The following is an 18,496-nucleotide window of genomic DNA, read 5'->3' on the forward strand; positions in this document are numbered from 1 at the left end:
GCATCGCGGCGCCGGCCTACCATTCGGGCTCTTTGTACGGAGCCCTGCCATGTCCCTGCGCCTTGCGCTGTTGCCGTTGTGCCTGCTTGCCGCGTTGCCGGCCGTCGCCCAGGAGCGGGGCCTCGATGTCCGCGATCTGGTCAAGCTCGACCGGGTGTCCTCTCCGCTGCTGACCGCCGATGGGCGCCAGCTGGTGTTCGCCCAGCGCACGCTGGATTTCGATTCGGGCAAGGCCACGACCGCGCTGTACGCGCGCAACCTGCTGACCCGCGACATGGCGCCGCCGAAGCGGATCACCCCGGACGGCTGGAACGTCAACTCGCCGGCGCTGTCGGCCGACGGCCAGACGGTCTACTTCCTCAGCAGCAAGAACGGCAGCTCGCAGGTGTTCGCGATGCCGATCGCCGGCGGCACGCCGCGCCAGTTGACCGACGTCGCGGTCGACATCGGCACCTTCCAGATCTCGCCCGATGGCACGCGCGTCGCGTTCAGCGCCGACACCTTCGGTGAGTGCGCGGCCGATCTCGCGTGCACGAAGCAGAAGCTCGCCGAGACCAAGGATGCCAAGGCCAGCGGCGTGGTCTACGACCAGTTGTTCGTGCGCCACTGGGACACCTGGAAGGACGGCACGATGAGCCGCCTGTTCATCGCCGACCTGCCTGCAGCGCGCACGCGCGCGACCACGACGGTGCGCGCGCTGGGCCATGCGCTCGAGGGCGACATCCCGTCCAAGCCCTTCGGCGGCGCCGAGGACTACACCTGGGCGCCGGACGGCCGTTCGGTCGTCGCCAGCGTCAAGGTCGCCGGCCGCGAGGCGCCGTGGTCGACCAATTTCGATCTCTACCGCATCGATGCGACCAGTGATGCCGCGCCGGTGAACCTCACCAGCGCCAATCCGGCCTGGGATACCGGCCCGGTCTTCAGCGAGGACGGCGCGACGCTGTTCTACCGCGCGATGAAGCGTCCCGGTTTCGAAGCCGACCGCTACGCGCTGATGGCGATGGACGTGGCCAGCGGCCAGACGCGCGAAATCGCCCCGCAGTGGGATCGTTCGCCGAGCAGCGTGACGCCGTCGGCCGACGGCAGCGCGCTCTACGTCGCCGCGCAGGACACGGGTCAATACCCGCTGTTCCGCGTCGATGTCGCCAGCGGCGAAGTGACCAGGCTCGTCGCCGACGGCTCGGTGTCGTCGTTCGCGATCGCCGGCGACACCGTCGCGCTGACCCGCAACTCGATCCGCAGCGGCGACACGCTCTACACCGGCTCGCTGCAGGCGCTGGGCGCCGACGCGCAACTGCGCCAGATCACCCCCACGGCGGCCGAGCGTCTGCCCGATGTCGCGTTCGGCGACTACGAGCAGTTCTCGTTCAAGGGCGCCAGCAACGACACCGTCTACGGCTACGTGGTCAAGCCGTGGAACTACCAGGAAGGCCAGACCTATCCGGTCGCGTTCCTGATCCACGGCGGCCCCCAGGGCAGCTTCGGCGACGGCTGGAGCTACCGCTGGAACCCGCAGACGTATGCGGGCCAGGGCTACGCGGTGGTGATGATCGATTTCCACGGCTCCACCGGCTACGGCCAGGCCTTCACCGATGCGATCAGCGGCGACTGGGGCGGCAAGCCGCTCGAGGACCTGCAGAAGGGCTGGGCCGCCGCGCAGGACAAGTACGCGTTTCTCGACGGCGACCGCGCCTGCGCGCTCGGCGCGAGCTACGGCGGCTACATGATCAACTGGATTGCCGGCAACTGGTTCGACCGGCAGGGCAATGCGCCGTTCAAGTGCCTCGTCAACCACGACGGCGTGTTCGACACGCGCTCGATGGGTTACGTGACCGAGGAACTCTGGTTCACCGAATGGGAGAACAAGGGCACGCCGTTCGACCAGCCGAAGAACTACGAGCGCTGGAACCCGGTCAACCACGTCGCCAACTGGAAGGTGCCGATGCTGGTGGTGCAGGGCGAGAAGGACTACCGCGTGCCGGTGGACCAGGGCCTGTCGACGTTCACCGCGCTGCAGCGCAAGGGCATCGACTCGAAGCTGCTGTACTTCCCGGACGAGAACCACTGGGTCCTGCAGCCGCACAACAGCGTGCTCTGGCACGACACCGTCAACGCCTGGCTCAAGCAGCACATCGGCCAGTAAGCGGCTCCCGACGGACGGCCGGCGCAAGCCGGCCGTTCTGCGTTGCACCCACGCATTCCACCGGAGTACCGCCACGATGGCGCTCGAATCCACCGATCCCTCCACCGCGCTGATCACCAGCGACATCGTCATGTTCGGCCTGCTGGCCGCCACGCTCGGTGCGATCTTCTGGCTGGCCAGCGGCCCCACGCCGTTCTGGAAGAAGGTCTTCACCTGGGTGCCGGCCCTGCTGCTGTGCTATTTCGTGCCGGCGTTCTACAACACCGTCGGCCTCATCGACGGCGAGAACAACAGCCTCTACAACCCGGTCGCCAGTCGCGTGCTGCTGCCGGCGGCGCTGGTCCTGCTGACGCTGTCGATCGATCTCAAGGGCATCCTCAGGCTGGGTCCCAAGCTGGTGTTCGTCTACGTCGCCGGTACCGTCGGCATCGTGCTGGGCGCGATCGTGTCGTTCCAGTTGCTCGAATGGGTCTGGCCGGCCGCGGTCGCCGGCGATACGTGGAAGGGCATGGCGGCGCTGGCCGGCAGCTGGATCGGAGGCGGCGCGAACATGGTCGCGATGCGTGAGGTCTACGAGGTCGATGCCACCCTGTTCGGGCAGTTCGCCGTCGTCGACGTGGCGATGGCCAGCGCGCTGATGGCGACGCTGCTGTTCGTCGCCAACCGGTCCGCGCAGATCGACGCACGCTCGGGCGCCGACACCCGCGCCATCGACGAGATGAAGGCCCGCATCGCGGCGTTCGACGCCGAGAACGCGCGGATCCCCACGCTGACCGACCTGATGGTGATCATCGCGGTCGCGTTCGGTTTCGTCGGCCTGGCGCACGCGGTGTCCACGCCGCTCGCCGCGTGGTTCGCCCGTTACGACTGGGCTGCGCGCTTCAGTCTCGACTCGGCGTTCGTGTGGGTGGTGGTGATCGCCACGCTCGCCGGGTTGCTGCTCAGCTTCACCCGTGCGCGCCGGCTCGAAAGCGCAGGCGCGTCGAAGGTCGGCACGGTCTTCCTGTATTTCCTGATCGCCTGCATCGGCATGCAGATGGATTTCCTCAAGCTCGCCGACCGCCCGGAACTGCTGGCCATCGGCGTGATCTGGATGAGCGTGCATGTGCTGGTGATCTGGGGCGCGGCGCGCCTGGTCCGCGCGCCGATGTTCTACGTCGGCGTCGGCTCGATGGGCAATGTCGGCGCCGCCGCATCCGCGCCGGTGATCGCCGCGGCCTTCCATCCCTCGCTCGCGCCGGTGGGCGTGCTGCTGGGCACGGTCGGCTATGCGACCGGGACCGTGATCGCCTACTTCGTGGGGCAGATCCTGCGGGTCATGGCGGGGCAGTAAGCGCCGCAGCCCGGTCGCGCGCCGGCCGGGCGTGTCGCGCAGGCGCCGCGGGCCGGTGATCGCGTGTCGCCGCCGGACCCGCAACCGGATCCGGGCGTCGAACGTTCGACGGGCGTCGCCCGCCGTCGCGGCAAGCGCGTCGGGGGATCAGCAGCAGCGGAATCCGCTGCGCCCGCCGAAGCGGGCTTCCTGGCGTTCGCGGAAGAACGTCTTGTAGTCCATCGGTTCCCGGTCGGGATGTTTTTCGAGGACGTGGCGCACGTAGTTGTCGTAATCGGGCACGCCGCAGCACAGTCGCGCCGTCTGCACCACGCGTCGCCACACACGCTTGTGCGTGGCGAAATACTCGACCGGCACCAGTGCGCCGGCCATCAGTGCAGTGCTCCGCCTGCAGCCCGGGCCGTCACAGCCAGGCCTGCTGCTGTTCGGGGGTGAGTTCGACGAACGGCGATTCCTTGGCCGTGGGCGCCGGGTTGCGACGGGCCTTGAGGATGGCGCGGACCGCGAAGAACAGCGTGCTGAAGACCACGAACAGGAACAGCGTCGTCAGGCCGGCGTTGACGTAGCCGTTGACGACGACCTGCTGCATCTGGCCGGCGGTCTTGGCCGCGCCCAGCAGCTCGCCGTTGTCCAGCGCCGTCTGGTAGTGACGGGCCTGCGCGAGAAAACCCATCGCCGGCTTCGGATCGAACAGCTTGATCAGGCCCGCCGCGGTGGTGCAGATCAGCAGCCACACGGCCGGCACGATCGTGACCCACGCGTAGCGGTCCCGCTTCATCTTGAACAGCACCACCGTGCACAGCATCAGGGCGATGCCGGCCAGCATCTGGTTGGCGATGCCGAACAGCGGCCACAGGGTGTTGATGCCGCCCAGCGGATCCACGACGCCCTGGTAGAGGAAGTAGCCCCACAACGCCACGCAGCCCGCGGTGCCGATCGCGTTCGCGCCCCAGTGGTCGGTCTTGCGCAGGACCGGAATGAAGTTGCCGAGCAGGTCCTGCAGCATGAAGCGTCCGGCGCGGGTGCCGGCATCGACTGCGGTGAGGATGAAGAGCGCCTCGAACAGGATCGCGAAGTGGTACCAGAACGCCATGGCGCCATCGCCCGTGCCGGGCAGGGCATCGTGCAGGATCACCGCGATGCCCACGGCCAGCGTCGGCGCGCCGCCGGCGCGGGAGATGATCGTGCCCTCGCCGATCTGCTGGGCCTTGAGTGCCAGCGCTTCGGGGGTGATGACGAACCCCATCTGGCTGACGGCCGCCGCCGCACTCTGCACATCCGTGCCGAGCACGGCCGCCGGGCTGTTCATCGCGAAATAGATGCCCGGGTCGAGCACCGACGCCGCGACCAGCGCCATGATCGCCACGAACGATTCCATCAGCATGCCGCCATAGCCGATGTAGCGCGCGTGGGATTCGCTGGCGAGCAGCTTGGGCGTGGTGCCCGAAGAGATCAGCGCATGGAAGCCGGAGACGGCGCCGCACGCGATCGTGATGAACAGGAACGGGAACAGGCCGCCCTTCCAGACCGGGCCGTCGCCGGTGGAGGCGAACTCGGTGAAGGCGGGCATCTTCAGCGAGGTCACTTCCGGGCTGGCGATGACGATGCCGATGGCCAGGGCGACGATCACGCCGATCTTGAGGAACGTCGACAGGTAGTCGCGCGGGGCGAGCAGCAGCCAGACCGGCAGGGTCGCGGCGACGAAGCCGTAGCCGATCAGCATCCAGGTGATCTGGATGCCGGTGAAGGTGAAGGCCGGTCCCCAGGTCGGATGCGCGCCGACCTTGCCGCCCAGCCAGATCGCGGCGAGCAGGGCGACGATGCCGAAGATCGAGATCTCGCCGATCCTGCCCGGGCGGATGTAGCGCATGTAGAGGCCCATGAAGATCGCGATGGGCATCGTCGCCATCACCGTGAACATGCCCCAGGGGCTTTCGGCGAGCGCCTTGACGACGATCATCGCCAGCACCGCCAGGATGATGATCATGATCATGAAGGCGCCGAACAGGGCGATGGTGCCGGCGACCTGGCCCATCTCCTCGCGCACCAGGTCACCGAGCGAGCGGCCGTTGCGGCGCGTGGACACGAACAGGACCATGAAATCCTGCACCGCGCCGGCGAGCACCACGCCGACGATCAGCCACAGCATGCCGGGCAGGTAGCCCATCTGCGCGGCGAGCACCGGGCCGACCAGGGGCCCGGCGCCGGCGATGGCGGCGAAATGGTGGCCGAACAGCACGTGCTTGTTCGTGGGCACGTAGTCGAGCCCGTCGTTGTGGACGTGCGCGGGCGTGGCCCGGCGAGGGTCGAGCCCCAGCACCTTGTCGGCGATGTAGAGGCTGTAATAGCGATAGGCGACGAGGTAGATCGAGACCGCGGCCACCACGATCCACAGCGCACTGATCTGCTCGCCCTGACGCAGGGCGATGACCCCCATGCAGGAGGCGCCCAGCAGTGCCACCGCGCCCCACAGGGCATGTTTCCCGACACCGTTCATAGGTCACCCCTGGTTGATGGCGCGAAGCGTCTCGCCGTCGCCGGGCGTCGTCAACGGGATTTTCGTTGCGTGCGCCGGGGTGACGCTTGTTAATACGCGCGCGCACGCGCGTTGCCTTGTGGAAACAAGGACATGCAGGCGCGCATGCCCGGCGTCGGGCGGCTCAGACTTTAGTCGTAGCCGGGGGACTTATCGTCCCTTCGGGGGTTCCCTCGCCGTGTCCCAGCGGCGATCCTGCCCGCTTGGCGGTCTTTCCACCGCGCAGTACAGGGGAGGTGTGACACGTGAATGCGATCATTCTGCTCGTCGTCGGTCTGACGGTCATGGCGCTCGGCTACTTCTTCTATTCGAAGTTCGTCGCCGAGAAGATCTACCGGCTCGAAGCCGACTTCCGCACGCCCGCGCACACCATGCGCGACGGCGTGGACTACGTGCCGACCAACAAGTTCGTGCTCTGGGGACACCACTTCACGTCGGTCGCCGGTGCGGCGCCGATCGTCGGGCCTGCGATCGCGGTGATCTGGGGCTGGGGTCCGGCGTTCCTCTGGGTGGTGTTCGGCACGGTGTTCTTCGCCGGCATGCACGACTTCGGCGCGCTGTGGGCCAGTGTGCGCAACAAGGGCCAGTCGATGGGCATGCTCAGCGGCAGCTACATCGGCCGCCGCGGGCGCAACCTGTTCCTCGTCGTCATCTTCCTGCTGCTGCTGATGGTCAATGCCGCGTTCGCGGTCGTGATCTCGAACCTGCTGGTGTCCACGCCCACCTCGGTGATCCCGGTCTGGGGCGCCATCGTGGTCGCGCTGCTCATCGGCCAGGCCATCTACCGCTTCAAGATGGGGCTGTTGTGGCCGTCGATCATCGGCGTCGTGGTGCTGTACGCGCTGATCTGGCTCGGCAGCCTGTATCCGATCGTGCTGCCCGAGACGGTGCTGGGCATGAGCGCGAACTCCACGTGGATCGTGCTGCTGTTCCTCTACGCCGGCGTGGCCTCGCTGCTGCCGGTGTGGGTGCTGCTGCAGCCGCGTGACTACATCAACGGCCTGCAGCTGTTCGTCGGCCTGGGCATCCTCTACGCCGCCGTGCTGATCGCCTCGCCGACCATCGTGGCGCCGGCCTTCAACACGGCCGTACCCGCGGGCACGCCGAGCATCGTGCCGTTGCTGTTCGTGACCATCGCCTGCGGCGCGATCTCCGGCTTCCACGGCATGGTCGCCTCGGGCACCACGTCCAAGCAGCTCGACAAGGAAACCGACGCGCGCTTCGTCGGCTACTTCGGCGCAGTGGGCGAGGGCATGCTGTCGCTGGCGGCGATCATCTGCTGCACCGCGGGCTTCGCCACGCTGGTGGACTGGCAGACGGTCTACAGCAGCTTCGGCAGCGGCAACGTCACCGCGTTCGTCAATGGCGGCGAAGCGCTGATCACCGCCGGTCTGGGCCTGCCGCAGAATCTCGGCGCCACGCTGCTGGCGACGATGGCGATCCTGTTCGCCGCGACGACCATGGACACCGGCCTGCGCCTGCAGCGGTTCGTGGTGCAGGAGGCCGCCGAGCTCGCCGGTTTCAAGGTCGGCACCATCCTCGGCACGGTGATCGCACTGGCGGTGTGTCTGGCGCTCGCGTTCGGCGCCGGCAGCGGCGGCAGCGGCGGTATGGTGATCTGGCCGCTGTTCGGCACCACCAACCAGCTGCTCGCGGCACTCACGCTGGCGATCATCACCGTGATCCTGATCCGCAAGGGCCGCAACCCGTGGCTGACCGCCATCCCGATGGTGTTCCTGATGCTGATGTCGGTCTATGCGCTGGTCGTGCAGCTGGGCACGTTCTACAACGACGGCAAGTGGCTGCTGCTGGCCATGGACATCGTGATCCTGATCGCGGCGGTCTGGGTCGCCTTCGAGGCCGCGGTCGCGATGCGTCAGGGTCGTGAGGGCCGCGAACCGGTCGGGACGCGATGACCGATCCGGGCGCACACGAAGCGCCCACCGCGCTGGCCCGCCTGTCGGCGGGTCTGCGCGAGTTCTACATGACGCCCTACCGGCGCACGTTCGCCCGCGCGCAGCGTGACGAGGAGGACCTCTTCATGCTGATGGTGTTCTCCGAGTCGCTCGGCGTGCCCAATCCGGTGGGCTACTACACGCTCGAGCTGATGCCGGCGATGTACGAACGCTTCCACGACTGGCATCGCCGGATGGGCCTGGAGCGCTCGCCGCTGGATCACATTTCATGCTGTTGACCACCGCCGCGGCGCGGCGCGTCGTGTTCGTGGGCGGCAAGGGTGGGGTGGGCAAGACCTCGGTGGCGTCCGCGCTGGCGCTGTCGCAGGCCCGGGCAGGCCGCCGCGTGCTGCTGGTGTCCACCGATCCGGCCCACAACCTGGGTCATCTCTGGCAATGCGAGGTCGGGCCGGATGCGCGGGCCCTGGCCGAGCGACTGGACGCGATCGAGATCGACCCCGACGCGACCGTTGCCGCGCATCTCCAGCAGGTCGGCGATGCCCTGCGCAAGCTGATGCCGGCGCATCTGGCGGGCGAGGTGGGGCGGCACCTGGCGCTGTCGCAGGATGCACCCGGCATGCACGAAGCGGCGCTGCTGGAGCGGATCGCCGAGCTGGTCCACGACGGACTGCACCACTACGACCTGCTGGTCTTCGACACCGCGCCCTCGGGACACACGGCGCGTCTGATGGCGTTGCCGGAAATGCTGAGCGCCTGGACCGAAGGCCTGCTGCAGCGGCAGACGAAGAGCGAGCGCTTCGGCGCCGCGCTGCGCAATCTCGGGCGGGACGACGGCATCGCCGGGCGCGCGCTGGGTGGGGAGACGCCTTCGGCCACGCCGGCGGACCGGGACCAGGCGATCCGCAGCCTGCTGCACCGGCGGCGTCACCGCTTCGAGCATCTGCGCAACGTCCTGGCCGATGCGCAGCGCACCGCGTTCTTCATCGTGCTGGCCGCCGAGCGCCTGCCGGTGCTGGAGACGATCGAGTTGCACGCGCAGCTGGCACGCGCCGGTATCGACGTCGCGGGGCTGGTGGTCAACAAGCGCTCGCCCGACAATGCCGGACCGTTCCTCGCCACCCGGCATCGGCAGGAAGCGGTGCATCTGCAGGCGTTGCACGAGGCGTTGCCGTCGTTGCCGCTGCAGGAAGTCCCGCTGCTGGCCACCGATGTGGTCGGGCTGGGCGCGCTCGATGCCTTCGGTGCCCTGCTTGGATCCCACATGACGCCTTCCGCGACCGTTCCGACTGCCGATCCGGGTTCGACGTGACGCCGCCCGCCGCGACCTCGCTGCGCGAGCAACTGCTGTCGTTGATCGCGCGGTTGCCCGACGGCGACGTGCAGGTCGGCCCGCTGGTCGACGAACTCGGCACCCAGGGCATGTTGCTGCTGGTGATTCTGCTGACCCTGGTGTTCCTGATTCCGGTGTCGATCCCCGGCGTCAGCACGGTGTTCGGCGCGGTGATCGTGCTGATCGGCGTCGCCCGCATGGCCGGTCGTGCGCTGTGGCTGCCCGGGGCGGTGCGCCGGCGCACGGTACCGGCAGGCCGCCTGCGCGGCGCGCTCGATACCGGCCTGATCTGGGTACGCCGGCTGGAACGCATCACCAAGCCCGGTCGCCTGTCGCGGCTGACCGATGGCCGCGCGATGGGGCTGGTCAACGACGGCGCACTGGTGCTCGGGGCGGTGCTGCTGATGGCGCCGTTCGGCTTCATTCCCTTCAGCAACACGATTCCCGGGGTCGCCCTGATGTGCCTGGCGATCGGGCTGCTGCAGCGCGACGGCCGGATGGTGCTGCTGGGCCACGTCGCCAACGTGCTGGCGATGGTGTATTTCGCGGTCCTGATCGGCGGCGGTGGTCTGGCGATCCGCGAACTGTTCCTGCGGATCTGGCCCGCCTAGGCCGGCGCGTGCGCGCTCACAGCCAGCGCGCCTTCTTGAACATCCGGTAGAGCACGACCATCACCACGCCCACGCCGCCGATGAGCAGCGGATAGGCATAGCGTTCGTCGAGCTCCGGCATGCCGCGGAAGTTCATGCCGTACCAGCTGGTGATCAGCGTCGGCGCGGCCAGCAGGGCGGCCCAGGCGCCGAGTTTCTTGACGATCTCGCCCTGGGTCAGGGTCACCAGGGCCTGGTTCACCCCGAGCGCGGTGCCGAGGATGTCGCGGATCGCATCGATGGTCTCGTTGATGCGTACCGAATGGTCCAGCACGTCGCGGATGTAGAGCTTGGCCTCGCTCGTGATCAACGGACTGCTGCTGCGCACCAGCTGCGAGAGCACGTCCTGCAACGGCGTCACCGCCACGCGCATGTAGGTCAGTTCGCGCTTGAGTTGGTACAGCCGGATCACGATGCCGCGATGGAACTGCTCGCTGACGATGTCCTGCTCCAGTGCATTGAGCGTGGTCTTGAAGTCGTCGACGATCGGCAGGTAGTTGTCGACGATCGCATCCAGCACGGCGTACAGCGCGGCGGGTGCGCCCATCGCCAGCAGTTCGGGTTCGCGTTCGATGCGCTGCCTGGCCGGGGCGTAGGACAACGAGGCCCCGTGGCGCACCGTCACCAGATAGCGTGCGCCGAGAAAGATGTGCGTCTCGCCGTAGGCGATGCGCGCGTCGATCGCCTGCGCGGTATTGGCGACGATGAACAGTGAATCGCCATAGGCCTCGATCTTCGGCCGCTGGTGCGCCTTGCCGGCATCCTCGATGGCCAGGTCGTGCAGACAGAACTCGGCCTGCAACTGGTCCAGCACGTCGGTGTCCGGTTCGAACAGGCCGATCCACACGAAGCTGCCGTCGTCGACGCCGAGCACGTCGCTGATGTCGTCGAGCAGGATGTCGCGTTTGCCATCCGGTCCGTAGACGGCGCAGTTGACCACGCAGCTCGGGTTGGCAGTGGCCGGTGCACCGGCGGGCGTGGGATCGGACGAAGTCTGCATCGCGCCATCGTCCGCCAGTGGGCGCGCTCGGACAAGCACCGGCACGCGCAGGAGCACGCTTGCGCGCAATGAGGCGTCTCGCGGCGACGCCCCGCCGCGCGCGAGCGCGCCTCCACAGATCAGCGTGCGATGAAGCGCACCGCCTGTCCGCCGCCCGGGGCCATCGCGATCGACAGCGTGTCGCCGGCGCCGACCTCGCGCGATTCGATGGCGAGCGCGTGCGGATCGGTCTGCCAGCCGGCGCCGTCACCGTCGCGGTAGATCTGCGCGGTGTAGCGGCGGCCTGCCTCGAGGAAGTCCAGCGGCAGCGCGACGGTGCGGGGCGTGTCGTCGGTCACTGCGCCCAGATACCAGTCGTCGCCGCCGCGTGCGCGCCGCGCGATCACCGCGTACTCGCCCACCGCGCCGTCGAGGGCGCGCGTCTCTTCCCAGTCCACCGGCACGTCGCGGACGAACCGGAAGGCGTCGGGGCGCGACTCGTAATGCTCCAGCAGGTCGGCGGCCATCTGCAGCGGGCTGTAGATCACCACGTACAGCGCGAGCTGCTTGGCCAGCGTCGTCGCCATCGGCGTGCCGGATTTCGTGTCCATGCCGAAGATGCCGGGCGTGAAATCCATCGGCCCGGCGAGCAGGCGCGTGTAGACCAGCGTCGCCTCGTGTTCCGGCGGATTGCCCGGCTGGCCCCAGGCGTTGTATTCCATGCCGCGCGCGCCTTCGCGCGTGACCAGGTTCGGGTACGTGCGGCGCAGACCGGTGTCCTTCACCGGCTCGTGCGGATTGACGCTGATGCGGTGCTGCGCGGCCGCTTCGACGACACGCTGGTGGTGGCGCACCATCGACTGGCCTTCGTGCCAGGCGTAGTGCAGCGCGCCGTCGGCGCCGAGGACCTTGGCCTGGCCTGCGTCGGCCACGTAGCCGGTCTTCACCGCCTGCACGCCGAGACGGCCATAGAGCGCCATCGCATCGTCGAGCTGCGCCTCGTAATGCGCGGCGTGGCCGGAGGTCTCGTGATGGCCGATCAGGGTCACGCCCTTCTCGCGCGCGTGGCGGGTGACGGCCTCGATGTCGAAATCGGGGTAGGGCTGCGTGAAGCTGAAGGTCTCGCCGTTGCCGAACCAGTCGCCGTCCCAGCCGACGTTCCAGCCTTCGACCAGCACGCCGCCGAAGCCGTTGTCCGCGGCGAAGTCGATGTGCCGGATCGCGTGCGCGGTGGTCGCGCCGTGCTTCGGGCCGGACGCCCAGGTCTTGCGGTCGAGGTGCATCTCCCACCAGATGCCGACGTACTTCATCGGCCGCACCCACGAGACATCACCCAGCGCATTGGGTGCATTGAGGTTGAGGATCAAGCCCGATTCCACCAGCCCGCCGGCGCGCTCACTGATCTGGATGGTGCGCCAGGGCGTGGCGAACGGCGTGGCCACTTCGACCTTCGCCGCGCCGATGCCCGGCGTCAACGCGGCCTTGAAGCGGCGACCTTCCGCGCGCGTGAGGTTCATGCCCGAATAGTCGACCAGCGCCGCCTCGTGGATCGACAGGTGCAGGCCATCCCCGGTGCGCAGGGTGATCGGCGTCTGCGCCAGACCGACTTCCTCGACCGGCGTTCGGTGATAGATGTACTCCTCTCGGTTCCATTCGAACGCGGGAATCCACCACGCCGTCGCGGCGTCGGCGATGTCGAATTCGGTCAGCTCCTCGGCGATCGACAGGCGCGCGAGCCCGGCCTGCTTCGGAATGTCGTAGCGGAAGCCGAGGCCGTCGTCGAAGACCCGGAACACCACGTCGAAGCGACGCTGCGGTCCCGCGGTTTCGGCCAGCGTGACGCGCAGTTCGTTGTGGTGGTCGCGCATCTGCCGGCGCTCGCCCCAGGGCTGTTCCCAGCGTTCGTCGTGCGATCGCGTGGTCTGGTCGACGATCGCGAGATTGCGCTCGAACTTGCGCGTGTCGGTGAACATCAGGCCCAGGCGCGACGGCGCGATGACCGGGCGACCGTCGCGGCTGACCGCGTAACTGGCGCGGCCCTCGTTGTCGGTCGTGACCTCGACGGTGATGCGCGCATCCGGCGAGGCGACGCGCGCGCTCGTACGCGGTTCGGCGGCCAGGGTGATGAGCGGCAGGCAGGCGGCCATCGCTACGGCCAGCAATCGGACAAGACGGTTCGACATCGTGCGGCGCCCTCCCAGACGCGGTCAGTCGTGCGTGCGTCCGGATTCTTGCATGCGCATTCCGCGTGGTTCGGCTGCATACGTATGCAGCGAGCCAGGCGCGCGCGCGATGCGGCGCTTGCCGGAAGACCCGTCGCGTGCAAGCGCGCTGCTACGGGGCGTGCCGCCTGCGGAGTGCGAGCCACAGGCCGGCATGTACCGGCATCAGCAACGACAGCCACGCCGCATTGCGTTGCGGCAGCACCGGCAGCCAGTGCAGGAACAACGCGGCGACGCCGCACAGCAGCACGGCCACCAGCACCCACTGGAACAGGGCGCCCGGTGCGCGGCCGCGCGCGAGGCGCCAGCCGCCGGGCAGCAGTAGCAGGCACAGCGGATTGCACAGCAGCAGATTGTGGTTGCGCCAGGCGAAGCCGTGCGCCGTGCCCAGCCACAGGAACAGCATCACGCCGCCCAGCAGGGCGCTCGCGGTCCAGAACGGCAATGCGATCGCCGCCACTGCACGGGGCGCGAATCGACCGGCGACGAGGATCGCCATGCCCAGTGCCAAGCCGGCCACCAGCCACGGCCACAGCAGGCGCGCGCGTTCGGCAGGTTCCGGCGCCTGCGTGTGCGGGACGATGATCTGTTCGCCCGACACCAGCGGGCGCCCGTCCACATTGCGCGCGCTGCGCAGGGCGTCGGCGAGCCGCATCGGCACGAAGGCGTCTTCCCACAGCGCGTTCGGACGGTCGGCGGCCGGCCCCAGGCCGATGTCGAAGCCGAGCCACATCCACGGCGCCGGCGATGCCAGCCGTACCGCGTCGCCGCGATAGGTGTTCCCACGCGAGCGGCCCTGCAGCTGGCCGCGCAGTGCGCCGCCGAGCGTGGTGTCGATGGCGTCGCGGACGCGGGTGGAGCAGTTGTCGGTGAAGTAGTCGTAGCGGTAGTGCGCGTTCTCCGGCTTCGCGTTCTCGGCCAGCGCCGCAGCGAGGTCGCGCGCCTGCGCCGGGTCGAGATCCAGCCACTGGATCGACACGCCTCGGCCGACGTCGCGGTAGTAGGCGAGGTCGTCGGCGAGCGGCAGCGCGGCGAGCATGTAGCGCATGTCGCCACGGATGAAGCGCGGCACGAAGTCCGGCTCGTTCGGATCGAAGAAACCGAAGTTGTAGGAAACCGGTTCCGGCTCGGCCGGATCGTCGACGACGAGGGCGTTGTGGCCGAAGCGCTCGAAGAACACGTCGCCCGGTTGCATCGTCGCCACGCCGATCCGCGGCACGCCCGGCTCCTGCGCGGCGGCGAGCACCGGCCACAGCAGCAGGCCGAGCAGCAGCGCGAGCGCACGGGTGAACACGTGCGCTCGTCGGCGCGACGGCTCAGACGTCGGCATGCACGCTGACTTGCAGCGCGTGCAGGCGTCGCGAGTCCGCATCGGTCACGCGGAACGCGAAGCGGCCGAGGGTCAATTCCTCGCCGACCTCGGGCAAGTGACCGATCGCACCGGTGATCACGCCGCCGATCGTGTCGTATTCGGCGTCGTCGAAATCGGCACCGAACCGCTCGTTGAAATCCGAGATCGGGGTCAGCGCGCTGACCGCGAACTGGCCATCGGCCTGGGCGGCGATCAAGGCGTTGGGATCCTCGGCATCGTCGTGCTCGTCGTCGATCTCGCCGACGATCTCTTCCAGCACGTCCTCGATCGTCACCAGGCCGGCGACGCCGCCGTATTCGTCGATGACGATCGCCATGTGGTTGCGCGACAGGCGGAACTCGCGCAGCAGCACGTTGAGTTTCTTGGATTCGGGGATCAGCACCGCGGGACGCAGCAGCTCGAAGATGGAGCCGGGTCCGTTGTCGGCCACCACGCCGCGCAGCAGGTCCTTCGCCAGCAGGATGCCGAGAATCTCGTCCTTGTCGTCGCCATGCACGGGAAAGCGCGAATGGCCCGATTCCACGACCTGCTTCATCAGCTCGAGGAAGGGCGCGTCGGACGGCAGCGCGACCATCTGCGCGCGGGGCACCATCACATCGCCGACGGTCTTGCTGGAAATGCCGAGCGCACCTTCGAACATGCGCAGCGTATCGGCATCGATCAGGCCGTCCGCGTGGGTGTCGCGCAGCAGTTCCACGAGATCCTCGCGGTTGCTCGGCTCACCGGAGATCGCGGAGCTCAGGCGTTCGAGCCAGCCGCGGCGTCGCTCCTGGGGTTCGGGGGCGGGGGAAGGTCGACTGTCGTCCTCGGACATGGTGTGGTGCTTGTTCGCAAATCGCCCGGATGGGCCGTGGCGGCAGTCTATCAGGCCGCCGTGGAGGCGCCTGTCAGCGCTGCTCGCCGGCGTAGGGATCATCGATGCCCAGACCGGCCAGGATGTCGCGTTCCAGCTGCTCCATCGCCTCGGCGTCGCGGTCGTTCTCGTGGTCCCAGCCCAGCAGATGCAGCACGCCGTGCACGGTGAGATGGGCGTAATGTGCGTTCAGGGACTTGCCCTGGTCCGCCGCTTCGCGCGCGACCACCGGTGCGCACAGCACCAGGTCGCCGAGCAGCGGCAGATGCACGCCTTCGGGCAGGCCTTCCGGAAGTTCGGCGGGAAAGCTCAGCACGTTGGTCGCGTAGTCCTTGCCGCGGTAGTGGCGGTTCAGCGCACGGCCCTCGTCCTCGTCGACCAGCCGGACCGCGAGATCCGCTTCACGGATCCGCCCGGCCAGCGCGGCGGCCGACCACTTGCGGAAACTCGCCGCGGCCGGCAGGCCCTTGCGCGGCAGCGCGTAGCCGATCGCCACATCGAGACGGGTCGGCCCGCGGGTCATGCGCGCGCGGCCGGCGCGGTGGCGTCGGACGCATCGCGACGCTCGTAGGCGCTGACGATGCGGGCGACCAGCGGGTGGCGCACCACGTCGCGCGCCTCGAAGAACGTGAAGCTCACGCCGTCGACCTCGTGCAGTACGTCGATCGCGTCCTTCAGGCCCGACTTCATGTGCTTGGGCAGGTCGATCTGGGTGAGATCGCCGGTCACGACCGCGGTCGAGCCGAAGCCCAGTCGGGTGAGGAACATCTTCATCTGTTCGATCGTGGTGTTCTGCGCCTCGTCGAGGATCACGAATGCATCGTTGAGCGTGCGGCCGCGCATGTAGGCCAGCGGCGCGATCTCGATGACGTTGCGTTCCAGCAGCTTGGCCACCTTTTCGACGCCGAGCATTTCGTAGAGCGCGTCGTAGAGCGGCCGCAGGTACGGGTCGACCTTCTGGGTCAGATCGCCCGGCAGGAAGCCGAGCTTCTCACCGGCCTCGACCGCGGGCCGCACCAGGATCAGGCGCTGGACCTTGGCCTCGTTGAGCGCCTCGACCGCCATCGCGACCGCGAGGAAGGTCTTGCCGGTGCCGGCAGGGCCGACGCCGAAATTGATGTCGTGGCCCGTGATCTTGTGCAGATACTTGGCCTGGTTCGCACCACGTCCGCGGATCGTGCCGCGCTTGACCCGCACCGAGACCTCCTGCGGCGTGTAGTCCTCCTCGACGTTGGCCTGACTCAGGCGCAGGTTGATCGCGTGGCTGTCGAGCACCTCGCCCTCGCTCTCGACGTACAGCGCCTTGAGCAGTTTCTCGGTCCGGTCGAGCATGGCCTCGTCGCGGCCGGTGACCCGGAAGATGTTGCCGCGATTGGCGATCTCCACGCCGAGCCGCAGCTCGATCTGGCGCAGGTGGCCATCGAAAGGACCGGCGAGATTGGACAGGCGCTCGGAGTCCGCGGGCTCGAGCAGAAAGGTGCGTTCGGGGAGGGCGTTGGTCATGACGCGGATTCTAGCGAGGGTGGGGCCGGACCGACGTGTAAGCCGTCCCGCGCCCGGCCCGGCGCGTACGCGCGGCGTTCAGTCGCCGTCGCGCAGCGCGATCCGGCCGCGCAGCGAGTTGCTCAGCGCCGCGGTGATCTCGACATCGACGAACTGCCCGATGAGCCGCGCCGGCGCGGGGAAGTTCACCGAACGCATGTTCTCGGTCTTGCCGGTGAGCTCGTTGGGGTCCTTGCGCGACGGGCCTTCGACGAGCACGGTCTGCACGCTGCCGACCATGCGCTCGGAGATCCCCGCCGCATGGGCATTGATGTGCGCCTGCAGGCGCGACAGGCGCGCGTGCTTTTCTTCCTGGGTCACCGAATCCTCGAGATCCGAGGCCGGTGTGCCGGGCCTGCGCGAATAGATGAAGGAGAACGACTGGTCGAAGCCGACGTCCTCGATCAGCTTCATCGTCTTCTCGAAATCGGCGTCCGTTTCGCCGGGGAACCCGACGATGAAATCGGAACTGATCGAAATGTCGGGACGTACCGCGCGTAGCTTGCGTATCTTCTGCTTGAACTCGAGCGCGGTGTAGCCGCGCTTCATTGCCGAGAGGATGCGGTCGCTGCCGGCCTGCACCGGCAGGTGCAGGTAGTTCGCCAGCTGCGGCACGTCGCGATAGGCCTCGACCAGCGAGTCGGAGAACTCCAGCGGATGCGAGGTGGTGAAGCGGATGCGGTCGACGCCGTCGATCTCGGCGATGGTGCGGATCAGCAGGCCGAGATCGGCGATCTCGCCATCGCCCATCGGTCCGCGGTAGGCGTTGACGTTCTGCCCCAGCAGGTTGATCTCGCGCACGCCCTGGCCGGCCAGTTGCACGACCTCGACCAGCACGTCCTCGAACGGCCGGCTGACTTCCTCGCCGCGGGTATACGGCACCACGCAGAACGAGCAGTACTTCGAGCAGCCTTCCATGATCGACACGAACGCGCTCGGCCCGTCGGCGCGCGGCTCGGGCAGGCGGTCGAACTTCTCGATCTCGGGGAAGCTGATGTCGACCTGCGGCAGGCCGGTCTCGCGCTTGGCGCGGATCAGTTCGGGCAGGCGGTGCAGGGTCTGCGGGCCGAACACCAGATCCACGTAGGGCGCGCGCTTGACGATGGCCTCGCCTTCCTGCGATGCGACGCAGCCGCCGACACCGATCAGGACCGGCTTGCCATCCTTTTTGAGTGCCTTCCAGCGGCCGAGCTGGCTGAAGACCTTCTCCTGGGCCTTTTCGCGGATCGAACAGGTGTTCACCAGGACGACGTCCGCGTCCTCCACGTTGTCGGTGAGTTCCAGGCCGTCGCTGGCCGCGAGCACGTCGGCCATCTTGGCCGAGTCGTACTCGTTCATCTGGCAGCCGTGGGTCTGGATGAACAGCTTGCCGCGCGGCGCGGGCTGGGGCGATGCCGGCGTCGTGGCGCGGTCGGAGGCGGGCGCATTCGGCGCCGCGGAGGCGGTCTGGGTCATGGCAGGTCCGGGGCGCGGCGTTGAGTCCGGGCCGGAAGGCGGGAAGGGGTGGGCAGTGTACCGGCAAGCGCCGGCGAGGCCGGCCACAGCGGCTTCGGAGGTCGTGGGCGACGTTCGCAATCAAGCACTTGGCAACCGTCCTCGAACATCGGACACTCCGCCTCG

The 18,496-nt window shown here is 68.3% G+C and carries 15 protein-coding genes; 6 read left to right on the plus strand and 9 right to left on the minus strand.

The window, feature by feature from the left end; genetic code table 11:
* The first annotated feature begins 49 nt into the window (after positions 1 to 49).
* Together CURTO8I2_RS02325 and CURTO8I2_RS02330 are read left to right on the plus strand one after the other, a co-directional pair.
* Complete coding sequence (locus CURTO8I2_RS02325) at positions 50 to 2,143, plus strand: S9 family peptidase (RefSeq protein ID WP_159678333.1); 2,094 nt, start codon at positions 50 to 52, stop codon at positions 2,141 to 2,143.
* 76 nt (positions 2,144 to 2,219) lie between these two features.
* Positions 2,220 to 3,476, plus strand: coding sequence for a DUF819 family protein (locus CURTO8I2_RS02330; RefSeq protein ID WP_159678335.1), 1,257 nt, complete (start codon positions 2,220 to 2,222; stop codon positions 3,474 to 3,476).
* Between the two features lie 147 nt (positions 3,477 to 3,623).
* On the opposite strand, the gene CURTO8I2_RS02335 is transcribed toward CURTO8I2_RS02330, so the two are convergent.
* Both CURTO8I2_RS02335 and CURTO8I2_RS02340 read right to left on the minus strand, forming a co-directional pair.
* The gene (locus tag CURTO8I2_RS02335; protein WP_159678336.1) at positions 3,624 to 3,848 is read right to left on the minus strand and encodes a CstA-like transporter-associated (seleno)protein; all 225 of its coding nucleotides are present in this window, start codon (positions 3,846 to 3,848) and stop codon (positions 3,624 to 3,626) included.
* Positions 3,849 to 3,879: 31 nt separating this feature from the next.
* A complete protein-coding gene (locus CURTO8I2_RS02340) occupies positions 3,880 to 5,973 on the minus strand; it encodes a carbon starvation CstA family protein (protein ID WP_159678338.1) in 2,094 nt (697 codons plus the stop codon).
* 284 nt (positions 5,974 to 6,257) lie between these two features.
* On the opposite strand from CURTO8I2_RS02340, the gene CURTO8I2_RS02345 reads away from it, so the two are divergent.
* The 4 genes from CURTO8I2_RS02345 to CURTO8I2_RS02360 are packed head-to-tail and all read left to right on the plus strand — an operon-like array spanning position 6,258 to position 9,869.
* On the plus strand, positions 6,258 to 7,928 hold the full coding sequence (locus CURTO8I2_RS02345) for a carbon starvation protein A (RefSeq protein ID WP_159678340.1): 1,671 nt from the start codon (positions 6,258 to 6,260) through the stop codon (positions 7,926 to 7,928).
* Positions 7,925 to 8,206, plus strand: a complete 282-nt coding sequence (locus tag CURTO8I2_RS02350; protein ID WP_159678342.1) for a cory-CC-star protein — start codon at positions 7,925 to 7,927, stop codon at positions 8,204 to 8,206. The genes CURTO8I2_RS02345 and CURTO8I2_RS02350 overlap by 4 nt, the downstream gene beginning before the upstream one ends.
* Complete coding sequence (locus tag CURTO8I2_RS02355) at positions 8,197 to 9,237, plus strand: ArsA family ATPase (RefSeq protein ID WP_159678344.1); 1,041 nt, start codon at positions 8,197 to 8,199, stop codon at positions 9,235 to 9,237. The genes CURTO8I2_RS02350 and CURTO8I2_RS02355 overlap by 10 nt, the downstream gene beginning before the upstream one ends.
* Complete coding sequence (locus tag CURTO8I2_RS02360; protein ID WP_159678345.1) at positions 9,234 to 9,869, plus strand: exopolysaccharide biosynthesis protein; 636 nt, start codon at positions 9,234 to 9,236, stop codon at positions 9,867 to 9,869. Before CURTO8I2_RS02355 ends, CURTO8I2_RS02360 begins: the two co-directional genes overlap by 4 nt.
* A gap of 16 nt (positions 9,870 to 9,885) precedes the next feature.
* On the opposite strand, the gene CURTO8I2_RS02365 is transcribed toward CURTO8I2_RS02360, so the two are convergent.
* The 7 genes from CURTO8I2_RS02365 to miaB all read right to left on the minus strand — a co-directional run bounded on the left by CURTO8I2_RS02365 (position 9,886) and on the right by miaB (position 18,331).
* Positions 9,886 to 10,908: a magnesium and cobalt transport protein CorA gene (locus tag CURTO8I2_RS02365; RefSeq protein ID WP_159678347.1), complete on the minus strand. Its 1,023-nt coding sequence runs from the start codon at positions 10,906 to 10,908 to the stop codon at positions 9,886 to 9,888.
* A gap of 119 nt (positions 10,909 to 11,027) precedes the next feature.
* The gene (locus CURTO8I2_RS02370; protein ID WP_159678349.1) at positions 11,028 to 13,070 is read right to left on the minus strand and encodes a glycoside hydrolase family 97 protein; all 2,043 of its coding nucleotides are present in this window, start codon (positions 13,068 to 13,070) and stop codon (positions 11,028 to 11,030) included.
* A 151-nt stretch (positions 13,071 to 13,221) separates the two neighbouring features.
* Positions 13,222 to 14,403, minus strand: a complete 1,182-nt coding sequence (locus tag CURTO8I2_RS02375; RefSeq protein WP_236550981.1) for a DUF4105 domain-containing protein — start codon at positions 14,401 to 14,403, stop codon at positions 13,222 to 13,224.
* Between the two features lie 22 nt (positions 14,404 to 14,425).
* Positions 14,426 to 15,295, minus strand: a complete 870-nt coding sequence (locus CURTO8I2_RS02380; protein ID WP_159678352.1) for a transporter associated domain-containing protein — start codon at positions 15,293 to 15,295, stop codon at positions 14,426 to 14,428.
* A 73-nt stretch (positions 15,296 to 15,368) separates the two neighbouring features.
* Entirely contained in the window at positions 15,369 to 15,857 is a 489-nt protein-coding gene (gene ybeY / locus CURTO8I2_RS02385) for an rRNA maturation RNase YbeY (RefSeq protein WP_159678354.1), read from the minus strand.
* Positions 15,854 to 16,837, minus strand: coding sequence for a PhoH family protein (locus CURTO8I2_RS02390; protein WP_159678356.1), 984 nt, complete (start codon positions 16,835 to 16,837; stop codon positions 15,854 to 15,856). The genes ybeY and CURTO8I2_RS02390 overlap by 4 nt, the downstream gene beginning before the upstream one ends.
* A 78-nt stretch (positions 16,838 to 16,915) precedes the next feature.
* A complete protein-coding gene (gene miaB, locus CURTO8I2_RS02395) occupies positions 16,916 to 18,331 on the minus strand; it encodes a tRNA (N6-isopentenyl adenosine(37)-C2)-methylthiotransferase MiaB (protein WP_159678357.1) in 1,416 nt (471 codons plus the stop codon).
* Positions 18,332 to 18,496: the final 165 nt, after the last annotated feature.

The sequence above is a fragment of the Luteimonas sp. 9C genome, from assembly GCF_902506295.1.
Taxonomy (GTDB): domain Bacteria; phylum Pseudomonadota; class Gammaproteobacteria; order Xanthomonadales; family Xanthomonadaceae; genus Luteimonas.

Excerpts from the sequence above, each read along its gene's own strand:
- CURTO8I2_RS02340 (WP_159678338.1), bottom strand. The coding sequence starts at position 5,973 with ATGAACGGTGTCGGGAAACATGCCCTGTGGGGCGCGGTGGCACTGCTG.
- CURTO8I2_RS02370 (WP_159678349.1), bottom strand. The coding sequence starts at position 13,070 with ATGTCGAACCGTCTTGTCCGATTGCTGGCCGTAGCGATGGCCGCCTGC.
- miaB (WP_159678357.1), bottom strand. The coding sequence starts at position 18,331 with ATGACCCAGACCGCCTCCGCGGCGCCGAATGCGCCCGCCTCCGACCGC.
- CURTO8I2_RS02390 (WP_159678356.1), bottom strand. The coding sequence starts at position 16,837 with ATGACCAACGCCCTCCCCGAACGCACCTTTCTGCTCGAGCCCGCGGAC.
- CURTO8I2_RS02365 (WP_159678347.1), bottom strand. The coding sequence starts at position 10,908 with ATGCAGACTTCGTCCGATCCCACGCCCGCCGGTGCACCGGCCACTGCC.
- CURTO8I2_RS02355 (WP_159678344.1), top strand. The coding sequence starts at position 8,197 with ATGCTGTTGACCACCGCCGCGGCGCGGCGCGTCGTGTTCGTGGGCGGC.
- CURTO8I2_RS02325 (WP_159678333.1), top strand. The coding sequence starts at position 50 with ATGTCCCTGCGCCTTGCGCTGTTGCCGTTGTGCCTGCTTGCCGCGTTG.
- CURTO8I2_RS02330 (WP_159678335.1), top strand. The coding sequence starts at position 2,220 with ATGGCGCTCGAATCCACCGATCCCTCCACCGCGCTGATCACCAGCGAC.
- CURTO8I2_RS02335 (WP_159678336.1), bottom strand. The coding sequence starts at position 3,848 with ATGGCCGGCGCACTGGTGCCGGTCGAGTATTTCGCCACGCACAAGCGT.
- ybeY (WP_159678354.1), bottom strand. The coding sequence starts at position 15,857 with ATGACCCGCGGGCCGACCCGTCTCGATGTGGCGATCGGCTACGCGCTG.
- CURTO8I2_RS02380 (WP_159678352.1), bottom strand. The coding sequence starts at position 15,295 with ATGTCCGAGGACGACAGTCGACCTTCCCCCGCCCCCGAACCCCAGGAG.
- CURTO8I2_RS02350 (WP_159678342.1), top strand. The coding sequence starts at position 7,925 with ATGACCGATCCGGGCGCACACGAAGCGCCCACCGCGCTGGCCCGCCTG.